Raw genomic sequence first — 22,526 nt, forward strand, 5'->3', positions numbered from 1 at the left:
CACGGGTCGGTACGCGCGTCAGTCCAGGCTCTTCACCGACCAGACGCGATCGACGTACTCCTCGATCGTGCGGTCCGATGAGAACATTCCCATGCCGGCGATGTTCAGCGCCGCGCGATGGTGCCAGGCCGCCGGGTCGCGGAACAGCGCGTCGACCTCGCGTTGCGCGCGCAGGTAGTCGGCGAAGTCCGCCATCAGCAGGTACTGGTCCTCGCCGAGCAGCTTGTCGATCAGCGTGCGGTAGCGGCCGGGATCGCCCTGCGAGAAGTCGCCGCGCGCGATCGCGTCGATGACGTCGAACAGCGCCGGGTTCTGCTCGACGACGCGACGCGGCTCGTAGCCGGCGCGCTTGAGCGCCTCGACCTTCTCCGTCTTCAGTCCGAAGGTGAACATGTTGCGCTCGCCGAAGGCCTGCGCCATCTCGATGTTGGCGCCGTCCCAGGTGCCGATGGTCAGCGCGCCGTTGAGCGCGAACTTCATGTTGCCCGTGCCCGACGCCTCGGTGCCGGCGGTGGAGATCTGCTCGGACAGGTCGGCGGCCGGGATGACGGCCTCGGCCAGCGAGACGCCGTAGTTGGGCAGGAAGACCAGCTTGAGCCTGTCGCCGACGCGCGGGTCGCCGTCGATGACGCGGGCGACGTCGTGCGCGAGCTCGATGATGGACTTGGCCGCCACGTAGGCCGATGCGGCCTTGCCGGCGATGATCACGGTGCGCGGCACCCAGTCGGCCGTCGGATTCGCGACGATCGCCTGATAGCGGCTGATCACGTGCAGCAGGTTCAGCAGCTGGCGCTTGTATTCGTGGATGCGCTTGATCTGGACGTCGAACAGGCTGTCGACGTTGATCGTCACGCCGAGCTCGCGCTGCAGGCGCTCGGCCAGGCGCCGCTTGTTCTCCCGCTTGACGGCCAGCAGCTGCTCGCCGAGCCCGACGTCCGCGGCCAGCGGACGGAGTCCCTCCAGCTCGTCCAGACGCCGACGCCAGCCGGTGCCGATGCGCTCATCCAGCAGCGCCGACAGGCCCGGGTTGGCCTGCTGGAGCCAGCGGCGCGGCGTCACGCCGTTGGTGACGTTGTGGAAGCGGTCCGGGAAGAGGCGCGCGTAGTCCGCGAAGATGGTCTTCACCATCAGCTCCGAATGCAGTGCGGCCACGCCGTTCACGCGGTGCGAGGCGACGATGCTCAGCGCGGCCATGCGCACGCGGCGCTCGTTGCCGCGGGCGTCGCCCTCGTCGATGAGCGACACGCGGCGCACCAGGTCGATGTCGCCGGGGAAGCGCTGCTTCACGCTCTCCAGGAAGCGGTGGTTGATCTCGTAGACGATCTCGAGGTGGCGCGGCAGCAGCTGCTCGAACAGGCGCACCGGCCAGGTCTCCAGCGCCTCCGGCATCAGCGTGTGGTTGGTGTAGCTGACCGCCTCCCGCGTGATCGCCCAGGCCTCGTCCCAGCCCAGGCCGTGGTCGTCGAGCAGCAGCCGCATCAGCTCCGCGGGCGCGAGCGCCGGGTGCGTGTCGTTCAGATGGATCGCGTTGGCACGACCCAGGCCCGCGAGCGTGCCGGTCTCGCGCAGGTGGCGCGCGATCAGGTCCTGCATGGACGCGCTCACCAGGAAGAACTCCTGCTTCAGGCGCAGACGGCGGCCGGCCTCGGTGCTGTCGTCGGGATAGAGCACCCAGTTGAGCGCATCCGCCGCCACGCGGTGCGCGGCCGCGCCGTGGTGGTCGCCGCGGCAGAAGGCGGCGAAGTCGATGGGCGCGGCGGACTGCGCGTGCCACTGGCGCAGGGTCGAGACGCGCTCGCTGTGGTGCGCGGGGACGATGAAGTCGTAGGCCTGCGCGATCAGGTGCTCGCTCGGCCACCAGCGGCGCGAGCCGCTGGGATCCACCTCGACGTGGCCGCCGAAGCCCACCGGGTAGCGGCATTCAGGGCGCGGCACTTCCCACGGATTGCCCAGCGCCATCCAGTCATCGGGCGACTCGACCTGTCGGCCGTCGCGGATGCCTTGCGCGAACATGCCGTATTGATAACGCAGACCGTAGCCGAAGGACGGCAGACCCAGCTCCGCGAAGGAATCGAGGAAGCAGGCGGCCAGGCGTCCGAGACCGCCGTTGCCCAGCGCCGCATCGCTTTCGCGCTCCAGCACGTCGGGCAAGGACTGACCCTCGCCGGCGTGCGTCGCGAACGCGGCGCGCAGGGGGGCTTCCAGCTTGAGCGCGGCGAGCGCATTGCCCAGCGCACGGCCCATCAGGAACTCCATCGACAGGTAGTGCACGCGGCGCACGTCGGCCGAGGCGCCGCGGGCGGCGTCGGCGATCTGGGTCGCGGTCCAGCGGCGCTCCAGCAGCTCGCGGCAGGCGCCGGCGGCGGCGCGCATCATCGCGTGAAGATCGGCGGCCGTGGCGGCGGCGGACCCGGCGGCAGCGGCCGACGCGATCGCGGCGGTCGCCGCGGCGGCGGGGCTGGCCAGGGGGCGTTCACGTCGCAGCGCCTGCTCGAAGGCGGCGACCCGGTCGGGGGAGGCGGTCATCATGGAGGCAAGTATCCCTCAAGCGCTTTCAAATTCTGTAGTTTCACTACATCGGGTTATCCCGCGTTTGACGCCAAGTCATTGATTTGACGTGATTCAAGACAAGACGCTCCGGGTGAGTCGCGTTGTGAATCGTCAATCAGACATGTATATTCTCTACAAACAAGGAGACACCCCGTGGCGGACGTGAAGCTGCAAGCCGTGGCCAAGGCCTATGGCGAGACCAAGATCCTGCATGGCATCGACCTGGAGATCCGGGACGGTGAGTTCATGGTCTTCGTGGGCCCGTCGGGTTGCGGCAAGTCCACGCTGCTGCGCACCATCGCGGGCCTGGAGGACATCACCGGCGGCGAGCTGCGCATCGGCGGCCGGCTGGTCAACGACGTGCCGCCGGCCGAGCGCGGCATCGCGATGGTGTTCCAGAGCTACGCGCTCTACCCGCACATGAACCTGTACGACAACATGGCGTTCGGGTTGAAGCTGGCGAAGGTGCCCAAGGACGAGATCGACCGCTCGGTGCGCTACGCCGCGCGCATCCTGCACATCGAGCATCTGCTGGAGCGCAAGCCCAAGGACCTGTCCGGCGGCCAGCGCCAGCGCGTGGCGATCGGCCGCGCGATCGTGCGCAAGCCCGAGGTCTTCCTCTTCGACGAGCCGCTGTCCAACCTCGACGCCGCGCTGCGCGTGCGCATGCGCTACGAGTTCGCGAAGCTGCACGAGGACCTCAAGACCACCATGGTCTACGTCACCCACGACCAGGTCGAGGCGATGACGCTGGCGGACCGCATCGTCGTGCTGAGCGCCGGCTCGATCGAGCAGGTCGGCACGCCGCTGGAGCTCTACGAACATCCGGACAACCTCTTCGTCGCCGGCTTCATCGGCAGCCCGAAAATGAACTTCATCGAGGCCGCGATCGTGACCGCCGGCGCCGACCATGCCACGGTGCGCCTGAGCGACGGCGCGATGATCCGCACGCGCGTCGACGCCTCGCGGGCGAAGGCCGGCGACAAGGTCACGCTGGGCCTGCGCCCCGAGCACTTCGAGGTCGGCGGCGACGCCAACCTCATCGCGAGCACCGTCACCTTCGTCGAATCGCTGGGCGGCGTGACGCACGCGTACTGCGCCTACCCGGGCGTCGAGGACGCCCTCACCTGCGAATTCGACGGCAGGACACGCGTGCGCGCGGGCGACACGCTGCAGCTGCATCTGCCGCCGGACCTCTGCTATCTGTTCGACGCCCAGGGCCTGGCCTTCAAGCGGCTCGGAGCGGCCGAATGACGCGCAGCGCACTCGCCCTCCTGGCGGCCGTCGCGCTGCTGGTCGGCTGCGAAAAGGTCGCGGCGCAGACGCCACCGAAGCTGCTCGTCTGGATCAACGGCGACAAGGCCTACAACGGGCTGCAGAAGGTCGGCGACGCGTTCGAGCGGGAGTCCGGCGTGAAGGTCGTCGTGGAGCATCCGGTCGACGCGCCCGAGAAGTACACGCAGGCCGCCGGCGCCGGCAAGGGGCCGGACGTCTTCTGCTGGCCGCACGATCGCGTCGGCGAGTGGGCCAAGGCCGGTCTGCTCACGCCGGTGCAGCCGCGCAAGGCGCTCTACGACGAGGTGGAGCCTGCCGCGTGGCAGGCCTTCCGCTATCAAGGTCGCCTGTGGGGCTACCCGATCGCGATCGAGACGACCGGCCTGATCTACAACAAGGCGCTGGTGAGCAAGCCGCCCGCAACCTGGGACGACCTGATCGCCGTCGACAGGCAGCTGCGCCAGCGCGGCAAGCACGCGATCCTGTGGGACTACAACAAGAGCTTCTTCACCTGGCCGATCTTCGCGGGCGCCGGCGGCGTGATCTTCGGACGTGACGCGCAGGGCGAGTTCGACGCACGCCAGGTCGACGTCAACAACGACGGCGCGCTGGCCGCGGGCCGGATGCTGGAGCGCCTGATCACGGAAGGCGTGATGCCGCGCGGCGCGCGTTATTCCGAGATGGAATCGGGCTTCGCCCGCGGCGAGGTGGCGATGATGATCTCCGGCCCCTGGGCCTGGGAGAACGCGCGCAAGGCCGGCATCGACATCGGCGTCGCGCCGATTCCGGCGGTGGTGGCGGGCAAGCCGTCCAAGCCCTTCGTCGGGGTGCTGGGCTGCATGATCTCGGCGCCGTCGAAGAACAAGGACCTCGCGCGCGAGTTCATCGAACGCCACCTGATGCGACCCGCGTCGCTGCAGGTGCTCGACGCCGACGTGCCCATCGGCGTGCCGGCCAACAAGGCCTTCTACCAGCAGCTGTCGGTGAACCCGCTGATCCGCGCCAGCATGGAGAACGCCCGCGCCGGCGAGGCCATTCCCAACATCCCCGAGGTGGGACGTTTCTGGACCGCGATGGACGCGGCGCTGGAGGCGATCACCAACGGCCTGCAAAGCCCCAAGGACGCGCTGGACGGCGCGTCGGGCCGGATGCTGCTCAAGCAATGAACGCCACCACCGCATCGACCTCGACGCTGGCCGCCACGCTTCCGGGCTCGCCGCTGTCCGAGCCCTACACGCGCCAGGCGCCCGGTGTCCTGGACCGGCTCGCCAAGGCGCTGTACTGGCCGACGATGGCCGTCATCGCGCTGGCGGCGCTCTACCTCGTCTTCATGCTGTACGCGGCCGGGCTGACGAGCTGGGCGTTCGGCGTGCTGCTGCTCTTCGGCGCGGGCTTCGCCGTCTACCTGTCCAAGGCCGGCTTCGCGTATCGCTACCTCTTCCCCGGCGTGGCCGGGATGCTGCTGTTCATCGCGTTCCCGCTCGCGTACACGACGCAGATCGGCTTCACGAACTACTCGTCGGCCCATCTGCTCAGCCAGGAGCGCGTGCGCGAGTTCCTGCTCGACCAGCACGACACGGCGCTCGAAGCCGTGCGCGACTACACCGTGCACGGCGCCGGCGGCGACTTCCGCGTGGTGCTGCGCGATCCGGCGAACGGCACGGCGCAGTTCGTGTCGCCGCCGCTGGCGCTGCGCCAGGGCACCAAGCCGATCGACGTCGCGATGCAGGCGACCGGGCCGGCCGACGCGACGCTGGGGGCCGCGCTCACGCTGAAAGAACTGGTGGAACACCGTCAGGCGCTCGCGCAACTGCGCTTGCGGCTGCCGGGCGAGAGCGGTGGAACCGCAGCCACCGGCGGCACGGGCGACGCTTCGACGCTGCGCTACCTCGGCCTGCGCGAGTTCGGCCCGATCCGTCCGCATTTCGAGGAACAGCCCGACGGCACGTTGAAGCGCGTCGCCGACGGCGCCCTGTTCCGCCCGGACGCGAGCACCGGCTACTACGAAGGCCAGGGCGCGGCGGCGGGCACGCACCTCGCGCCCGGCTACAAGGTCATGGTCGGCGCGCAGAACTACAAGCGCATGCTGTTCGACGCGGAGTTCCGCGGCCCTTTCCTGTCGATCTTCGGCTGGACGGTGGTGTTCTCGCTGCTGACGGTGGTCTTCGCGACGGCGATCGGCATGATGCTGGCGGTGCTGCTGAACTGGGAGGACCTGCGCTACCGCACGACCTACCGCACGCTGCTGTTCCTGCCCTACGCGGTGCCGGGCTTCATCTCCATCCTCGTGTTCAAGGGACTGTTCAACCAGAACTTCGGCGAGATCAACGCGATCCTGGACGCGCTCTTCGGCGTGCGGCCGGCGTGGTTCGCGGACCCGTCGCTGGCGCGCACCATGCTGCTGATCGTCAACGTGTGGCTGGGATATCCGTACGTGATGATCCTGTGCACGGGGCTGCTGAAAGCGATCCCCTCTGACTTGTACGAGGCTTCGGCCCTCGCGGGCGCAGGACCACTGACCAACTTCTTCAAGATCACGGCGCCGCTGATCATCAAGCCGTTGTCGCCGCTGCTGGTGTCGGCCTTCGCGTTCAACTTCAACAACTTCGTGCTGATCGCGCTGCTGACCGACGGGCGGCCGGACTACCTGTCCACCAAGATCCCCGCCGGGCAGACCGACATCCTGGTCAGCTACACCTACCGCATCGCGTTCCGCGACTCGGGCACCGACTTCGGGCTCGCGGCCGCAATCTCGACGCTGATCTTCGTGCTGGTGGCGGGGATGTCGCTGCTCAACCTGCGCCTCATGCGCAACGCCAACCGCTGACGCGGCCGGCATCGACGGACAAGGACACGACATGGCCATCGTTCGAGGCAAGCAGGCGCGCTGGCGCGTCGTCGCGGCGCATGTGATGCTGTGGATCTTCCTGGCGGTCACGCTGTTCCCGCTGCTGGCGGTGGTGTCGATCTCGCTGCGGCCGGGCAACTTCGCCACGGGCAGCCTGATCCCCGCGACGATCAGCCTGGAGCACTGGCAGCTGGCGCTGGGCATCCCGTACCAGGCGGCGGACGGTTCGCTGGTGCAGCCGCCCTTCCCGGTGCTGACGTGGCTGTGGAACTCGATCAAGGTGGCGACGATCTCGGCGGTGCTGATCGTGGCGATCTCGACCACGGCGGCCTACGGTTTCGCGCGGCTGAAGTTCCCGTTCAAGGCGAGCATCCTGAACAGCATGCTGCTGCTGCAGATGTTCCCGGCGGTGCTGGCGCTGGTGGCGATCTACGCGATCTTCGAGACCATCGGCACCTTCGTGCCGTGGCTGGGCATCGAGACGCACGCGGGCGTGATCGTGGCCTACCTGGGCGGCGTGGCGACGCACATCTGGACCATCAAGGGCTACTTCGAGACCATCCCCGTGGAGATCGAGGAGAACGCCAAGGTCGACGGCGCGTCGCACTGGCAGGCCTTCCGGCTGGTGCTGCTGCCGATGGCGGTGCCCATCCTGATGGTGGTGTTCGTGCTGGCCTTCATCGGCTGCATCATCGAGTACCCGGTGGCGTCGGTGCTGCTGCGCGAGGAGTCCAACCTCACGCTGGCGGTGGGCTCCAAGTACTTCCTGCACGACCAGCGCTTCCTGTGGGGCGACTTCGCGGCCGCGGCCGTGCTCTCGGGCCTGCCGATCACGGCGGTGTTCCTGCTGGCGCAGAAGTGGATCGTGTCGGGGCTGACGGCGGGTGGGGTGAAGGGCTGAGCGCATCGCTGATCGCCGCGTGTCGCGGCATCGCAGATCGCGCAGGCGACGCAGATGGCATGGCCAATCGGGTGTCGCGAGCCGTTGAGGCTCCGCCAAGCCCCGTGCGCATCGCAACACGTTTCAAGCGTGCGCATCGCTTCACGTAACTTTGCGAAACACGCGAGCCCTTGCGGCGCAAGGGCCCTCACGCGGTCTTGACGCGCGGGGTCACGGATCCGTCATGCGTGATTTCTAGAGTGCGCGGCGTTTCGAACGGTCTCCTCCCGGAGCCTTCGAGCACAGCAATCGCCACCACTCCAGGACTCCCATGCGACACAGCAAAAACACCGCGCTGAACGCCTCGCTCACCCTCGTTGCCGCCGCCATCCTGGCGGCGTGCGGCTCCGACGGCGACTCGCCGACGACCCCCAGCGTCACGATCAACGGCGTCGTCACCGCCACCAGCTTCACGCCGGGCAGCGCCACCGATCCGAAGATCGATCCGGCCTACTACGTCGGCGCCAAGGTCTGCGTCGACACCAACGCCAACGGCGTCTGCGACACCACCGAGAACGCCGTCGTCACTGACGCCAAGGGCCACTTCTCGCTCACGATGCCGGCCAACGCCGCGCTGATCGCCGACATCGGCACCGACGCCTCCCTGTCCACCGGCGCCAAGGTCGCCAGCCGCGACGTGCTGCGCGCGTCGCTGGACCAGGTCATGGAGCAGGCCGGCAACGTCGTCATCAGCCCGCTGTCGTCGGAAGTCCAGCGCCTGGTCGAAGCCAACGGCACCAGCTACGCCGTCGAGAAGCAGACCGTCGCCACCCGCATCGGCGTGTCCCTGGCCAACGTGCTGGCCGACGTGAACACCGTCACCGGCGCCGAGCAGACCGCCATGCTGGCCGAGTCCAAGGCCCTGGACAACCGCTTCACCTACGCGATCACCAAGCTGGACCGCGGCGACATGTACCCCGACGCGCTCGCGACCCCGGGCGGCGATCCGCGCCTGGCCGGCGCCGCCAACGTGAGCGCCGCCACCGCGCCCACCGGCGCCGACGCGCGCACGAAGATCACCTTCGCGCAATCGCAGCAGGCCGCGTTCGCGCTCGAAGGCGTGCCGCGCTACGACCACATCTTCATCGTGATGCTGGAGAACAAGGCCACGCTGTCGATCAAGGGCTCGCCGTGGGCGCCCAAGATCAATGCGCTGCTCGCGTCCGGCAACCAGCTGACCAGCTACTACGCCACCGGCAACCCGTCCGAGCCGAACTACACCGCCCTGGGCGGCGCCGACGACTTCGGCATCACCGACGACAGCCAGTGGAACTGCGACGCCACCGGCGCCAATGCGGTCACCGACCTGCCGCTGCCCGACAAGACCCAGCCGGGTCTGGCGAGCTCGCCGTTCGCGGCCAGCTGCACGCAGACCGCCGCGGTCAACCACAACATCGTCGGCAAGCCCAACCTGTTCAACGCGATCACGGCCGCCGGCATGACCTGGCGCACCTACAGCGAGTCGATGAACCCGGGCCAGGACTTCCGCACCGACTCCGTGGCCGACGCCGCCGTCACCGCCGTCGACAACGTCTACGCGCCCGGCACGCTGAACAACAACACCGCCGCCGTCGGCAATGCCGGCCTGACGCTGCCGATGCCCGCCGGCCTGTACAAGACCAAGCACCACCCGGGCATGGCCTACCAGAACGTCCGCAGCGCGCCGGAGTTCAAGTACAGCAACCGCACCATGGGCGGCGGTCAGTGGGACGCCAACATGAAGAAGAGCGCCGCCTACGCGGTGCCGGCCAACTACGACGTCGACCAGCTCGGCACCGACCTGGCCTCCGGCAAGGTGGGCACGCTGAACTTCCTGGTCCCGGACCAGTGCGACGACATGCACGGCATCAGCGTCATCGGCAAGCTGACCGACGGCACCGCCGCCACGGCCAGCGACTGCGGCAGCGTGTCCAACAACGTCGCTCAGACCTCGGCGGCCAACATCATCACGCGCGGCGACAACTACGTCGACGCGCTGGTGAAGAAGATCCAGGCCTCGGCGCTGTGGAAGAACCCGGCCAAGCGCGTCGCCATCGTGCTCATGTTCGACGAAGGCAACGCCACCTCTGGCTTCAACTCCTGCTGCGGCTGGAACGTGTCCAACAGCGCGGTGTCCAAGCCGGTGGTCGTCGACGCCAAGACCGGCGCGGTCACGGTCGACAGCTCCGTCAACAACTACACCAAGGGCAACCGCGGTCACGGCGAGAGCATCTTCGGCATCCTGACGAACCAGGCCGACGCGCCCAAGGGCGTGTCCGACGGCGACGCCTACAGCCACTTCTCGTTCGTGCGCACGCTGCAGAACATGTTCCAGCTGGCCGACCCGGCGGTGGACGCGTCCTACATGAACCGCTCGAAGTACACCGAGAAGTTCATCGCCGCCAACATCCTCAACCTGCCGGAATACGCCGGCAGCGCCGACACCCACTTCGACTCGGTGCGCACCATCAACCACGCGTGGAAGGCCCCGGCCAACTACACGCAGAAGCAGTCGGCCGACGTGAACACGGCCGCGCAGATCGGTGCCGACACGGTCCAGACCAACGTCTGGGCGCTGAAGAAGTAATCGCGGTCCTCCGCGTCTGAAGCCGGCGGCGCGCAAGCGCCGCCGGCCCTCGCATTTCTCCCCGCTGTTCCCGCTCCTCCTTCGCTTCACTTCCTGCTTCCCATGCGAGACGTCCTCTTCCATGTGCGCGCCTCGGCGGCCGCCTTCCTCGGCGCCTGCGTGTGCGTCGGCCTCGGCACCCTGCTCGCGGCGTGCGGGCCGTCCGACAAGCCCGACGCGGACCTCGCCGCCTCGGGCGCCGCGGCCAGTGCGGCATCCGATGCGGCTTCCGGCACCGCGCTGAATCCGGTCACCCCGCTGAGCCCCGTCGCGGAGGTCGGTCGGAAGATGTTCTTCGACGCGACGCTGTCGGGCTCCGGCCGCATGGCCTGCGCCACCTGCCACGATCCGAAGAACGCCTACGGTCCGTCCAACGACCTGTCGGTGCAGCTCGGCGGTCCCGAGTTGAAGAGCGCCGGCCTGCGCGCCGTGCCCTCGCTGCGCTACAAGGACGCGACGCCGCCCTACGCCGACCTGCTCGACAACCCCGACGGCGTCAGCGTGCCGGGCCCGGGCGGCGGCTTCGCCTGGGACGGTCGCGCGGCGACGCTCGCCGAGCAGGCGGGCATGCCGCTGCTGGACCCCAACGAGATGGCCAACGCCAGTGCCGCCGACGTCGTCAAGAAGCTGCAGGCCGGCCCCTACGCCGAGCAGTTCCGGCAGGCCTTCGGCGCGACGATCTTCGACAACGCGGACCAGGCCTTCGCCGCGGCCGGCAAGGCGCTGCAGGCCTTCCAGCTGGAGGACGTCAGCTTCCATCCGTATTCGAGCAAGTTCGACCTCTACATCGGCAACAAGATCGGCGGCGTGCTGACCGCGGCCGAGGCACGCGGCCTGAAGGTCTTCGCCGATCCCAACGGCGGCAACTGCGCGTCGTGCCACTACCAGGGCGCCGGGCTGAACGGCAGCACGGCGATCTTCACGGACTTCTCCTACGAGGCCATCGGCGTGCCGCGCAATGCGGCGATCCCCGCCAACGCGGACGCGTCCTACGTCGACATCGGCCTCTGCGGTCCGCAACGCACCGACCACGCGCCGGTGAAGGGCAACACCTTCTGCGGCATGTTCAAGTCGCCGACGCTGCGCAACGTGGCCACGCGCCGCAGCTTCTTCCACAACGGGATCTTCCATTCGCTGGAGCAGACGATCCGCTTCTACAACACGCGCGACACGATGCCCGAGCTCTGGTATCCGACCGAGGGCGGCACGCCCAAGGCGGCGCCGGACGCCGACTTCCCGACCTACGGCCTGATCACGACACAGTACGTCGGCGGCAAGGTGCGCAAGTTCGACGATCTTCCGAAGCAGTTCGTCGGCAACATCGACACGCAGATGCCGCTGGACGGCCGCGCGGCGCACAGCAAGCCGCCCATGTCGGAGCAGGACATCGCCGACCTGATCTGCTTCCTGAACACGCTCAACGACAAGGACACGCAGCCCGCGAAAGCGCCTGCGGCCGGCGCCTGCACGTCGTGATCCGCTCTTCCGATTCCCTCATGTCCCTCTTCCGCATGACCTCCGTTTCCGTTCCTCATCGCGTTCCTCATCGCGCTCCTCATCGTGCTTCTCAACGCCTGACGCGCGCCGCCGGTCTCACGACCGCTGCGCTCGCGCTGTCCATGCTCGCCGCCTGCTCGCGTCCTGCGGAGCCGGTCGTGCCTGCGGCCTCCGCCGAGCCGACTGCCGATCACTTCGTGCCGGGGATGACGGACTACCTCGCCAAGCGCGGCGACCTGTGCCTGGCCAAGAGCGACTGGCCGATCGACCTGACCCAGCGCGAGATCGACGCCGGCGCGCGCAACGCGCTGCAGCTGCCGGTGCTGGAGCGGCTCGGTCTGGCGAGCTCGACGGTGGCCGAGGTCGACGTCAAGGACGACAACGAGGTCTCGCATCACATGAAGGTCCGTCGCTATGCGCTGACGGAGACCGGCAAGCAGTTCTACGTGACGCGCGAGCAGCCGAAGGCCGACGGCGGCAAGGAGACGCGCGGCGACTTCTGCGCGGCCAAGCTCAGCCTGGACAAGGTGGTGCACTGGGAGCTGGGCGGCGAAGGCAAGGACCGGCACGCGGTCGTGAGCTACACCTACCAGGTGAAGGCCGCGCCGTGGACCGGCGACGCCGAGCTGCAGAAGGTCTTCCCTGTCGTCGCGCAGGTGATCCATGGTGCAGGCACCGCGCAGCTGCAGGAGACGTTCAAGAAGACGGAGACCGGCTGGGTCGCCGTCGACCTGCTTTGAGGCGCGCGCCGTCATGACAACCGTCGTGCGATTTCCTTCCGCGCTGGGGGACTGGGTCCGCCAGCATCTGGACAACGGCGTGGCGCCGGGCGAGCTGCGCGGCGCGCTGCAGGAGCGCGACATCGCGGCCGAGGCGGCGCAGGCGATCGTCGACGCGTTCGTGCGCGCGCGGCGCGGCGAGCGCGCCATGCCGACCGATCAGGTCGAGCTGCCGGACTTCCCGACCTCGATGGGGACATCGATGGGGATGTCGACGGGAATGCCGACGTCATCGACGCCCGACGGCACCCCGCCCTATCGATACGAGACGCCGCGCTTCCGTCCGGGCACGTCGGTCGCGACGGACGATCGTGTCGTGCGCATCGCCGCCCGTGCGGAGCGACCGATGCTCGCGGTGCTCAACGGCGTCTTCAGCGCCGACGAGTGCGAGGCGCTGATCGCCCTGGCGCGAGGCCGTCTGCGGCCGTCGACGCTCGTCGATCCGCGCACCGGACGCGACGTCGTGAGCGGTTTGCGCAGCAGCCTCGGCATGTTCTTCCGCCCGGCCGAGACGCCGCTGATCGCGCGCCTGGACCGACGCATCGCGGAGATCATGAACCTGCCGGTCTCGCACGGCGAAGGGCTGCAGATCCTGCACTACCCCGAAGGCGCCGGCAGCGCCCCGCACTACGACTTCCTGGTGCCGTCCAACCCGGCCAACCAGGCATCGATCGCGCGCAGCGGGCAGCGGGTCAGCACCTTGGTCACCTACCTCAACGACGTGCCCGCGGGCGGAGAGACGGTGTTCCCGGCGGCGGGCTGGGCGGTCTCGCCGCAGCGCGGCAACGCCGTCTACTTCGAGTATGCCAACTCACGCGGCGAGCTGGACCATGCCTCCCTGCATGCCAGCAGCGCGGTCACGCGCGGCGAGAAGTGGGTGGCGACGAAGTGGATGCGGGAGCGCCCCTTCGTGAGCGCGTGAGACGTCGCCCCTGCAAGACTCGACCAGGGAGGCGATGAATGCTCCGACTCAGAAGGTGGATCGCGGACGCACCAGGCTCGGCACGGCCAGCAGGACGATCAACACCGCCTCGAAAAGATCGAAGGCATAGGGACCGTCCGTGGCGTAGAGCTCCATGACATGGCGCCAGCCGAAGAAGACGATGCTGAGTGCGTAGAGCACCAGCAGCAGCACCGCGCCGACACGGCGCATGCGTTGCGGCACGAGCCGCATGACGAGCAACCCCGCCAGCACGCCCGCCGGCACGAGCGACCAGAACGGCGGCGACGCATAGGTGAACGAGTAAGCGAAGAGCCGGAAGCAGATGACCGCGAGGACGACCAGCGCCAGCAGCACCGTGAGCAGCACGCGAAGGGCCTTGAGGAGCGCTTCAAGCGACTGCGTTTCCTGATTCATGAACTCATCCTGATGCCGATTGGTCGAGGACCGATTGTGCCGCCACGGCTCCTGTCCTCGGCCCCCGGTCACCCCACAAGCGGTACGGGCCGCGCCCCTTGTCGGAGCGCGGCCCGCGGTCAGCGAGGGATCGGGTGGATCAGAACCGCTGCGACTGCATGTAGTCGTCGAAGCCCGCTTCCGCGAAGCGGAACCACAGGTTCTGGTCACGCCGGAAGTTGGCGTAATCCTCGTAGACCTTCTTCCAGTTCGGGTTCTTCGCCGACAGCTCCGCGTACAGCGCCATCGACTCCTTGAACGCCAGGTCCATCGTGTCCTTCGGGAAACGCATCAGCTTGGTCTTGGCCGCCACCAGCTGCTTGAGCGCCTGCGGGTTCAGCACGTCGTACTTGGCCTGCATGTCCACGTGCACGTACGCGGACGCCGCCTCGACGATCGCCTTGTACTCGGGCGACAGCCCTTCATAGGCCTTGGTGTTGATGAAGAAGTCGACCTGCGGGCCGCCCTCCCACCAGCCGGGGTAGTAGTAGAACGGCGCCACCTTGTTGAAGCCCAGCTTCAGGTCGTCGTACGGCCCCACCCATTCCGCCGCGTCGATCGTGCCCTTCTCCAGCGCGGAATACAGCTCCCCGCCCGGCAGGTTCTGCGGCACGCCGCCCATGCGCTCGATCACCCGGCCCGCGAAGCCGCCGATGCGGAACTTCAGACCCTTGAAGTCCGCCGCCGACTTGATCTCCTTGCGGTACCAGCCTGCCATCTGCGCGCCGGTGTTGCCGCCGGGGAAGTTGATGATGTTGTAGTTCCGGTAGAACTCGCGCATCAGCTTCAGGCCGTTGCCGTGGTAGGTCCACGCCGTCATCTGCCGCGAGTTCAGCCCGAACGGGATGGACGCGCCGATGGCGAAGGTCTCGTCCTTGCCGAAGAAGTAGTACGGCACCGTGTGCGCGATCTCGACCGTCGCGTTCTGCACGCCGTCGACCACGCCGAAGGCCGGCATCAGTTCGCCGCCCGCGTGCACGCTGATCTGGAACTTGCCGCCGCTGAGCTCGCTGACCTTCTTGGCGAAGACCTCGCCGCCGCCGTAGATCGTGTCGAGCTGCTTGGGGAAGCTCGACGCCATCCGCCACCGGATGTTGGCCTGCGCATGCACGATGGCCGGTGCCGCACCCGCGGCCAGCACGCCGGCCAGGCCGGCATTCTTGACGAACGAACGACGCTCCATGAAGTCTCCTTTTTCGTTGGTATGGGCGCCGCGTCACGGGCACCCTTGAGCGAAAACAGGATTAACTACTGGAGGGCTGGCGTCAACCTGACAAGCCCGGGGAGACTCAGGCCCCGGCGAGCTTCATGTTCTCCAGCAGGATGGAGCCCACGGTCTTGCTGCCCAGCGTGTACGTGTCGGCGCCAATGCCCACGATCTGCTTGAACATCTCCCTGACGTTGCCGGCGATCGTGATCTCGTTGACCGGGAAGGCGATGACGCCGTTCTCGACCCAGTAGCCGCTCGCGCCGCGCGAGTAGTCGCCGGTCACGTAGTTGACGCCCTGCCCCATCAGCTCGGTGACGAACAGGCCGGTGCCCAGGCGGCGCAGCATCGTCGGCAGGTCGTCGCCGGGTGCCGTGGCCTTGCTGCGCATCGTCAGGTTGTGCGAGCCGCCCGCGTGGCCCGTCGTGCGCAGGCCCAGCTTGCGCGCCGAGTAGGTCGACAGGAAGTAGCCCTTGAGCACGCCCGCATCGACCACGGTGCGGGCCTTGGTGACCACGCCTTCGTCGTCGAAGGGCGAGCTGCCCTTGCCCTTGACGATGTGCGGATCCTCGACGACCTCGACGTGCGGCGAGAGGATCTGCTGATCCAGGCTGTCGATCAGGAAGCTTGCGCGGCGATAGAGCGCGCCGCCGCTGGTGGCCTGCACGAGCGCGCCCAGCAGGCCGGCCGCGACCGGGGCCTCGAACAGCACCGGCACGCTGGCCGTCTTGACCTTGCGGCCCTTGAGTCGCGCCAGCGCGCGCTCGGCGGCATAGCGGCCGATCGTTTCAGCGGAGGACAGATCGGCCGAATCGCGCATCGAGCTGTACCAGGCGTCGCGTTCCATGCCGGCGCCGCGGCCGGCGATCGGAGCGACCGACAGCGAATGCCGCGAGCTCGCATACCCGCCGCGGAAGCCGCGCGAGTTGCCCGAATAGAAGTGCGACTGCTGCGCCGAGACCGCCGCGCCTTCCGAATTGGTGATGCGCGCGTCCGTCTTCAGCGCGGCCTCCTCGCAGCGCAGCGCCAGTTCGGCGGCCTGCTCGGCGGTGACCGACCACGGATGGAACAGGTCCAGCGACGGCCGCGCCGCCTCGTCGAGCGACAGGTCCTGCTCGTCCGGCAGGCCGGCGAACTCGTCCTCGGCCGTGAAGCGCGCGATGTCGTAGGCCGCGCGCACCGTGTCCTTCAGCGCCTGCGGCGAGAAGTCCGAGGTGCTCGCGTTGCCTCTGCGCTGACCCAGGTAGACCGAGATGCCCAGCGACTTGTCGCGGTTGCGCTCGACGTTCTCGAGCTGGCCGCGCCGCACCGACACGGACATGCCGCTGCCCTCGGACACCTCCGCGCCGGCGTCGCTGGCGCCCTGGCGTTTGGCCTCGGCCAGGACGTCCTCGATCAACTGGCGGAAGTGGTCCTGGCTGTAGGCGAATCCTTGCTCGGCTTGACTCATGAATACGGTCTCTTTGAAAGCAGCGCGGCCTGGGGGATCCGAGGCCGCGGCGGGGTGGCGACTATCATACGGGCGCTGTGCCCCGCCCTTCCGGTCGGGGCTTCTCGCATTCTTCCTCTCATGACCCCCGATCACGACGACCACGACGACCGCGCGGACTTCGACGACTTCGAAGACGACCGCCCCAGCAAAAGCCAGCTCAAGCGCGACATGGACGCGCTGCAGGCGCTGGGCGAGGAACTGCTGACGCTGCCCGAGAAGCGCGTGGCCGCGCTCGACCTGCCCGAGTCGCTGCTCGACGCGATCAAGGAAGGCCGCCGCATCGTCGCCGGCACCGCGCGCAGCGGCAAGAAGCGCCACCTGCAGCTGATCGGCAAGCTGATGCGCCAGGTCGATCCCGAACCGATCCGCCAGGCCGTCGCCGAGTTCAAGCTCGGCCGCGCGCAGGATTCGCTGGAGCTGCACCAGGCCGAACGCTGGCGCGTGCGGCTGGTCGAGGAAGACAGCGCGCTGCAGGGCTTCATCGACGCCTTCGACGAGGTCGACACGCAGCAGCTGCGCAGCCTGATCCGCGCCGCCCGCAAGGACCGCGCGCAGGCGCCCGAGCAGCGCAACGGCCGCGCCTGGCGCGAGCTGTTCCAGTTCGTGAAGGGCCACGTGCTCGCCGGCAAGGACAACGCCTCGGCGAACGAGGACGCGGATGCCTCCGACGAGGACGACGATGAGTGAGCCGGCGGTCCCGGCGGCCCCATCGGACGGCGGCGCGGCGCTGCTTCCGCCTGAGGCGGTCCGCATCGGCATCGTGTCGATCAGCGACCGCGCCTCCAGCGGCGTCTACGAGGACAAGGGCCTGCCCGCGCTGCAGGACTGGCTGCGCTCGGCACTGATCAATCCGATCGAGTTCCAGCCGCGGCTGATCCCCGACGAACGCGCGCTCATCGCGCAGACCTTGCGCGAGCTCGTCGACGAGTCCGGCTGCCATCTCGTGCTGACCACCGGCGGCACCGGCCCCGCGATCCGCGACGTCACGCCCGAGGCGACGATGGACGTCGCCGACCGCGTGATGCCGGGCTTCGGCGAGCAGATGCGGCAGATCTCGCTGCGATTCGTGCCGACCGCGATCCTGTCACGCCAGGTCGCGGTGATCCGCGGCCAGGCGTTGATCATCAACCTGCCGGGCCAGCCCAAGGCGATCGCCGAGACGCTGGCCGGCCACGAGGCCGCCAGCGGCATCTTCGCCGCGGTGCCGTACTGCATCGACCTGATCGGCGGCCCCTACCTCGAAACACGCGACGCCATCTGCGCCGCCTTCCGTCCCAAGACCGCCCAACGGCCCAAGCGCCCGGGCTGACCACCCCTGCGGCCTCCACGAGGGGCCTCCACAAGACGCAACACCCGAAGCAACACCCATGAAGATCACCAAGGACACCATCGCCACCGTCGAACTGAAGGTCGCGAACAAGCTCGGCCAGATCATCGAGAAGACCGATGAACCGATGGCGCTGCTGATCGGCGGTTACGGCAACACGCTGCCGGTCGTCGAAGCCGCGCTGGAAGGCCAGGAGAAGGGCTTCGCCACCACGATCGAGCTGACGCCCGAGACCGGCTTCGGCGAGCGCGACGAGAGCCTGATGATCACCATCCCGAAGAAGGACTTCCCGCCCGGCGTGAAGGTCGGCGGCCAGATCCAGATCCGTCAGGCGAAGGAAGGCGAGGAAGAGCCGGCGGCCGACGACGGCTTCCACGTCTTCACCGTCGTGAAGGTCAAGGGCGACACCGTGCACCTGGACGGCAACCACCCGCTGGCCGGCCAGCACCTGAAGATCAGCGTCAAGGTGACCGACGTCCGCGCCGCATCGCAGGAAGAGATCGAGCACGGCCACGCGCACGGCGCGCACGGGCACCATCACTGATTCGCCTCCGCTTCTCTTGCCCCCTCTCCCGTTTGCGGGAGAGGGTTGGGGTGAGGGCCAGCGGACTAGGCAGTCAGCAAGAAGTCTTCAGTACTTCCACCGTCGCTGGCCCTCACCCCTGCCCTCTCCCGCAAGCGGGAGAGGGAGCAAGTCAGGCGCTGCGGCCCGGTAGATCAGCGGCTCACTTCACCAGCCGCGACAGCTCCGCCGCATCGAAGTGCTCGCCCTGCTGCGCGCCTTGCGGCACGCAGTCCTTGCGCTCTTCCTCGGACAGCTTCGCGATCGCCTGCCACAGCAGCGCGATCTGGTGCTCCTGGGTGGCGGCGTTGTCGATCAGACCCTTCATGGCCAGCGCCACCGGATCGTCGCCCTGCGTCACGCCGTAGGCCGAGAAGCCCATCCGCGCCGCGGCCTCCTCGCGTCTGGCATCGAGCTTGGCCTCGATGACGCGCGCCGGATTGCCGACCGCCGTCGCGCCCGCAGGCACCGGCTTGGTCACCACCGCGCCGGAGCCGACGCGCGCGCCCTCCCCGACCGTGAAGCCGCCGAGGATGCAGGCGTTCGCACCGACGATGACGCCGCGCTCCAGCGTCGGGTGCCGTTTGGCGCCCTTCACCAGCGAGGTGCCGCCCAGGGTCACGCCCTGGTAGATGGTGACCTCGTCGCCGATCTCGGTCATCTCGCCGATGACGACGCCCATGCCGTGGTCGATGAACACCCGCCGGCCGATGGTCGCGCCGGGGTGGATCTCGATGCCGGTGAGGAAGCGGCCGATGTGGGACGTGAAGCGCCCCAGCCACCGGAACCCGCGCCGCCAGAACCAGTGCGCACACCGATGCACCACCAACGCGTGCAGACCCGGGTAACAGGTCAGCACCTCCCAGGCCGAGCGAGCGGCGGGGTCGCGTTCGAGGATGCAGGCGATGTCTTCGCGAAGACGCTGGAACATGGTGGGGGAACCCGATGGCAGCCCGCGAGGGGCTGGAGCTGAGGGTCGGCCAGTTTAGCGGCGGGTCCCGACCTTGCCCGGCGCAGGCTTACTGGTGTGCCGCGCGAGCACCACGCCCTCGGCCAGGCTTGCGCTACTCGTCTCCCCCAAGTGCGGGGGGCGTGCCGGCGGCGGGGTGGGTCTTCGCTATCGCACGGGCGATACCGCGCAGGATGTGGATCTCTTCCTTGGTCAGACCCGCGCGATTGAAGAGTTGGTTCAGACGCGGCATCAGCTTCTTGGGCGACGCCGGGTCGAGGTAGCCGAGGTGCACGAGGCTGCTTTCCAGATGCGTCAGCAGGCCTTGCACCGCCTGCGCGTCGGCCAGTTGCGGATCGGCGGTGCGTGCCTCCACCGCGAAGCCGCCCAGCGCCTGGCGCCAGTCGTAGGAGATCAACTGCACCGCCTGCGCCAGGTTCAGCGAACCATATTCCGGATGCGTCGGGATCGACAGCACCGCGTGCGAACGGTACACATCCTCGTTGCTCATGCCGTAGCGCTCGGACCCGAACAGGAAGGCCACCTGATGGGGGTGTGGCTCCCCCTTCGCCAGTTCGGCGAACAGCGATCTCGGCTCGCGCGTCGGCGGCCCGAAGTCTCTCGGCGTCATCGCCGTGGCGCAGACGAAGGTGCAGCCGTCGAGCGCGTCCTCGACGCGATCCACGATGCGCGCTCGCGCCAGGATGTCGGCCGCGCCGCTGGCCATGGCGACCGTCTCCTCCTGGCTCAGCACGTCGGCGAAGCGCGGCCGCACCAGCACCAGGTCGCGGAAGCCCATCACCTTCATCGCCCGCGCGGTCGAGCCGACGTTGCCGGGGTGGCTGGTCTCGATCAGCACGAAACGTGTCGGATCCGACGTCGGAAGGAGAGCGGTCGTGCCGGAGTCAGCCGGGGGCATAGGGGAAACCACGAGTCTGTGTCAAAATGGAGGATTATCCGCGCCGGCCCCGAGCCAGCGCCCGCTCTTTCCTTTCGCCAGTCCACTTCCCACAGGAACCGTCCCGCATGACGCAAGCCGCTCACCATCCCATGCTCAACGTCGCCATCAAGGCGGCGCGTACCGCCGGCGCGATCATCAACCGCGCGTCGATGGACCTGGACATCCTGAAGATCAACACCAAGTCGCCCAACGACTTCGTGACCGAAGTGGACCAGGCCGCCGAGCAGGCGATCATCGAGACGCTGCTGCAGGCCTACCCCGACCACGGCATCCTGGCCGAAGAATCCGGCCGCGAATACGGCGCGAAGCATTCCGAGTACCAGTGGATCATCGACCCGCTGGACGGCACGACCAACTTCATCCACGGCCTGCCGTTCTACTGCGTGTCGATCGCGCTGGCGCACCGCAACATCGTGCAGCAGGCCGTCGTCTACGACCCGACCCGCAACGACCTGTTCTACGCGACCAAGGGCCGCGGCGCCTACCTGAACGACAAGCGCATCCGCGTGAGCAAGCGCACCCGCATGAGCGACGCGCTGATCGGCACGGGCTTCCCGTTCCGTCGCGGCGACAACTTCAAGCGCTACCTGAAGATGTTCGAGGAAGTGATGACCGAGGTCGCCGGCGTGCGTCGTCCGGGCGCCGCGGCGCTGGACCTGTGCTACGTGGCCGCCGGCCACTACGACGGCTTCTTCGAGACCGGCCTGAACCCCTGGGACGTGGCCGCAGGCTCGCTGATCATCCAGGAAGCGGGCGGCCTGGTGGGCAATTTCACCGGCGAGCCGGACTTCCTGCACCAGCGCGAGATCGTGGCCGGCACGCCGCGCATCTACGGCCCGCTGGTCCAGATCCTGGCGCCCTACACCCGCGTGATCACGCAGGACGCGCTGGACGCCGACGCCGAGGCGGCCGCCGGCGGAGCGCCGACCGACAAGGCGGCCCCCAAGAAGAAGGCCGCGGCCACCACCGAAGGGGGAACCGACGCGACCAAGAAGCGCGCGCCGGTGCGCATCAAGAAGAACGACGGCGGCGCGGAAGCCTGATTCCATCGGCCTTCCCGACGATCCGCGGCGTCTTTGACGCCGATCAAACAGAGCCCTCCCTTGGAGGGCTTTGTCGTTTTTGGCGCGAACGGTTGAAGCGCGGCCCGCTGCAGCAGACCTAGCATGGCTTCAAGCATTTCGCACAACGACCCGAGAGGTGAACACCATGCCCTCCACCGCCACCGTCACTGCCAAGAAGATCTCCGACTACATCCTTGCCGCATTCCAGGAGGTCGGCGATCCCATCACGACAGCGAAGCTGCACAAGCTGCTGTACTACGTGCAGGGCTGGCATCTCGCGCATTTCGAGGAGCCCGCCTTTCCGGAGCGGCTGGAAGCCTGGATGCACGGACCGACCTGCCCGGCGGTCCACGATCTCTACAACGGGCATTGGGGTCGTCCGATCATGGAGCCCATCGAACAGCCACAAGACCTTGACGTCCGGTTGCGCAAGCTGATCGATGAGGTCATCGAGCTCTACGGGATCGATACCGGCTATTCACTGCACATCCGTACGCGCATGGAGGCGCCTTGGATGGAGGCTCGAAACGGCCTGTCCAACCATCACGAAGGTTGTCGCGCGGAAGTCACCCACGAGTCGATGAAGCGCTTCTTCCAGGCAGAGGACGCGCTGAGGGAGGCCGCATGAACAAGCGCCAGCCCCTGAGGCCTGCCGTCCGTGAACATGTCAGCCGAGGCTTGCCAGACGATCTGATGAAGTTTTCCTTCCGTCTGCTGCAGACGACTCGAAAGTTCGGGCTGGAATCGCCCATCGACGCGCGGCAGTACCTGCTGCATCTGCTATCGAGGCTGCAAGCAATCTCCTCGCTTCAGGTCGAAAAGTTCCGATGCAGCAAGGGCAAGGCGCTCCGCGCGCATCGACACGTCTGGGAGGAAACGACCGAGACACGCGGCTTTCCACCATTGCCGGGCGATTGGGACGGTCACGAAGCCTGGCAATTCCAACTCAGCGCCAACAAGCACGGGCGCGTCCACGGCATCCTGGTCGACGAGGTGTTCTACATCGTCTGGCTGGATCCCGAACATCGTCTCTACCAATGAGCCCGGAGCACTCGACCATGAACGGCCATGCCC

General features: G+C 68.0%; 20 protein-coding genes. 14 read left to right on the forward strand and 6 right to left on the reverse strand.

The features are described 5' to 3' along the window. Nucleotides 1-18: 18 nt before the first annotated feature. A complete protein-coding gene (locus ACQZ13_RS19730) occupies nucleotides 19-2,529 on the reverse strand; it encodes a glycogen/starch/alpha-glucan phosphorylase (RefSeq protein WP_431047356.1) in 2,511 nt (836 codons plus the stop codon). Between the two features lie 174 nt (nucleotides 2,530-2,703). On the opposite strand from ACQZ13_RS19730, the gene ACQZ13_RS19735 reads away from it, so the two are divergent. From ACQZ13_RS19735 to ACQZ13_RS19770, 8 genes are all read left to right on the forward strand, one after another. Beyond that, on the forward strand, nucleotides 2,704-3,804 hold the full coding sequence (locus tag ACQZ13_RS19735) for an ABC transporter ATP-binding protein (protein ID WP_431047358.1): 1,101 nt from the start codon (nucleotides 2,704-2,706) through the stop codon (nucleotides 3,802-3,804). Further along, nucleotides 3,801-4,991, forward strand: a complete 1,191-nt coding sequence (gene malE / locus ACQZ13_RS19740) for a maltose/maltodextrin ABC transporter substrate-binding protein MalE (protein WP_431047360.1) — start codon at nucleotides 3,801-3,803, stop codon at nucleotides 4,989-4,991. The genes ACQZ13_RS19735 and malE overlap by 4 nt, the downstream gene beginning before the upstream one ends. Further along, nucleotides 4,988-6,652, forward strand: a complete 1,665-nt coding sequence (gene malF, locus ACQZ13_RS19745; protein WP_431047362.1) for a maltose ABC transporter permease MalF — start codon at nucleotides 4,988-4,990, stop codon at nucleotides 6,650-6,652. Before malE ends, malF begins: the two co-directional genes overlap by 4 nt. Before the next feature lie 31 nt (nucleotides 6,653-6,683). Then, a complete protein-coding gene (gene malG, locus ACQZ13_RS19750) occupies nucleotides 6,684-7,574 on the forward strand; it encodes a maltose ABC transporter permease MalG (RefSeq protein ID WP_431047364.1) in 891 nt (296 codons plus the stop codon). Nucleotides 7,575-7,884: 310 nt separating this feature from the next. Beyond that, complete coding sequence (locus ACQZ13_RS19755) at nucleotides 7,885-10,179, forward strand: phosphoesterase (RefSeq protein ID WP_431047366.1); 2,295 nt, start codon at nucleotides 7,885-7,887, stop codon at nucleotides 10,177-10,179. Between the two features lie 102 nt (nucleotides 10,180-10,281). Next, entirely contained in the window at nucleotides 10,282-11,694 is a 1,413-nt protein-coding gene (locus ACQZ13_RS19760; RefSeq protein ID WP_431047368.1) for a cytochrome-c peroxidase, read from the forward strand. 179 nt (nucleotides 11,695-11,873) lie between these two features. Beyond that, a complete protein-coding gene (locus tag ACQZ13_RS19765; protein ID WP_431047370.1) occupies nucleotides 11,874-12,455 on the forward strand; it encodes a hypothetical protein in 582 nt (193 codons plus the stop codon). A 25-nt stretch (nucleotides 12,456-12,480) separates the two neighbouring features. Then, complete coding sequence (locus ACQZ13_RS19770) at nucleotides 12,481-13,416, forward strand: 2OG-Fe(II) oxygenase (protein WP_431047372.1); 936 nt, start codon at nucleotides 12,481-12,483, stop codon at nucleotides 13,414-13,416. A 48-nt stretch (nucleotides 13,417-13,464) separates the two neighbouring features. Here ACQZ13_RS19770 and ACQZ13_RS19775 read toward each other — a convergent pair whose 3' ends face one another. The 3 genes from ACQZ13_RS19775 to pmbA all read right to left on the reverse strand — a co-directional run bounded on the left by ACQZ13_RS19775 (nucleotide 13,465) and on the right by pmbA (nucleotide 16,547). Then, complete coding sequence (locus ACQZ13_RS19775; RefSeq protein ID WP_431047374.1) at nucleotides 13,465-13,851, reverse strand: hypothetical protein; 387 nt, start codon at nucleotides 13,849-13,851, stop codon at nucleotides 13,465-13,467. 139 nt (nucleotides 13,852-13,990) lie between these two features. Next, complete coding sequence (locus ACQZ13_RS19780) at nucleotides 13,991-15,073, reverse strand: TRAP transporter substrate-binding protein (RefSeq protein WP_431047376.1); 1,083 nt, start codon at nucleotides 15,071-15,073, stop codon at nucleotides 13,991-13,993. 106 nt (nucleotides 15,074-15,179) lie between these two features. Next, nucleotides 15,180-16,547 carry a metalloprotease PmbA gene (pmbA, locus tag ACQZ13_RS19785; protein ID WP_431047378.1) on the reverse strand — a complete coding sequence of 456 codons (1,368 nt, stop codon included), beginning with the start codon at nucleotides 16,545-16,547 and terminating at the stop codon, nucleotides 15,180-15,182. 120 nt (nucleotides 16,548-16,667) lie between these two features. Here pmbA and yjgA point away from each other — a divergent pair, with 120 nt between their 5' ends. From yjgA to ACQZ13_RS19800, 3 genes are read left to right on the forward strand one after another with little or no spacing between them, the layout of a single operon-like run. Further along, a complete protein-coding gene (yjgA, locus tag ACQZ13_RS19790; RefSeq protein WP_088405499.1) occupies nucleotides 16,668-17,276 on the forward strand; it encodes a ribosome biogenesis factor YjgA in 609 nt (202 codons plus the stop codon). After that, nucleotides 17,269-17,898, forward strand: coding sequence for a molybdopterin adenylyltransferase (mog, locus tag ACQZ13_RS19795; protein WP_431047380.1), 630 nt, complete (start codon nucleotides 17,269-17,271; stop codon nucleotides 17,896-17,898). The genes yjgA and mog overlap by 8 nt, the downstream gene beginning before the upstream one ends. Nucleotides 17,899-17,956: 58 nt before the next feature. Beyond that, nucleotides 17,957-18,460, forward strand: coding sequence for an FKBP-type peptidyl-prolyl cis-trans isomerase (locus tag ACQZ13_RS19800; protein ID WP_431047382.1), 504 nt, complete (start codon nucleotides 17,957-17,959; stop codon nucleotides 18,458-18,460). A gap of 181 nt (nucleotides 18,461-18,641) precedes the next feature. Here ACQZ13_RS19800 and cysE read toward each other — a convergent pair whose 3' ends face one another. Both cysE and ACQZ13_RS19810 read right to left on the reverse strand, forming a co-directional pair. Next, nucleotides 18,642-19,409: a serine O-acetyltransferase gene (cysE, locus tag ACQZ13_RS19805; RefSeq protein WP_431047384.1), complete on the reverse strand. Its 768-nt coding sequence runs from the start codon at nucleotides 19,407-19,409 to the stop codon at nucleotides 18,642-18,644. Nucleotides 19,410-19,542: 133 nt separating this feature from the next. Beyond that, a complete protein-coding gene (locus ACQZ13_RS19810) occupies nucleotides 19,543-20,346 on the reverse strand; it encodes an RNA methyltransferase (protein WP_431047386.1) in 804 nt (267 codons plus the stop codon). A gap of 107 nt (nucleotides 20,347-20,453) precedes the next feature. On the opposite strand from ACQZ13_RS19810, the gene ACQZ13_RS19815 reads away from it, so the two are divergent. The 3 genes from ACQZ13_RS19815 (at nucleotide 20,454) to ACQZ13_RS19825 (ending at nucleotide 22,493) form a co-directional block, all read left to right on the forward strand. Next, nucleotides 20,454-21,431 (forward strand): inositol monophosphatase family protein, encoded by a 978-nt coding sequence (locus ACQZ13_RS19815; RefSeq protein WP_431047388.1) that lies wholly within the window; start codon nucleotides 20,454-20,456, stop codon nucleotides 21,429-21,431. 166 nt (nucleotides 21,432-21,597) lie between these two features. Continuing rightward, a complete protein-coding gene (locus ACQZ13_RS19820) occupies nucleotides 21,598-22,080 on the forward strand; it encodes a Panacea domain-containing protein (protein WP_431047390.1) in 483 nt (160 codons plus the stop codon). After that, nucleotides 22,077-22,493 (forward strand): hypothetical protein, encoded by a 417-nt coding sequence (locus ACQZ13_RS19825; RefSeq protein ID WP_431047392.1) that lies wholly within the window; start codon nucleotides 22,077-22,079, stop codon nucleotides 22,491-22,493. The genes ACQZ13_RS19820 and ACQZ13_RS19825 overlap by 4 nt, the downstream gene beginning before the upstream one ends. The last annotated feature ends 33 nt before the right edge of the window (nucleotides 22,494-22,526 follow it).

The organism is Roseateles sp. L2-2, from assembly GCF_050613215.1.
In the GTDB taxonomy this organism is placed as follows: domain Bacteria; phylum Pseudomonadota; class Gammaproteobacteria; order Burkholderiales; family Burkholderiaceae_C; genus Roseateles; species Roseateles noduli.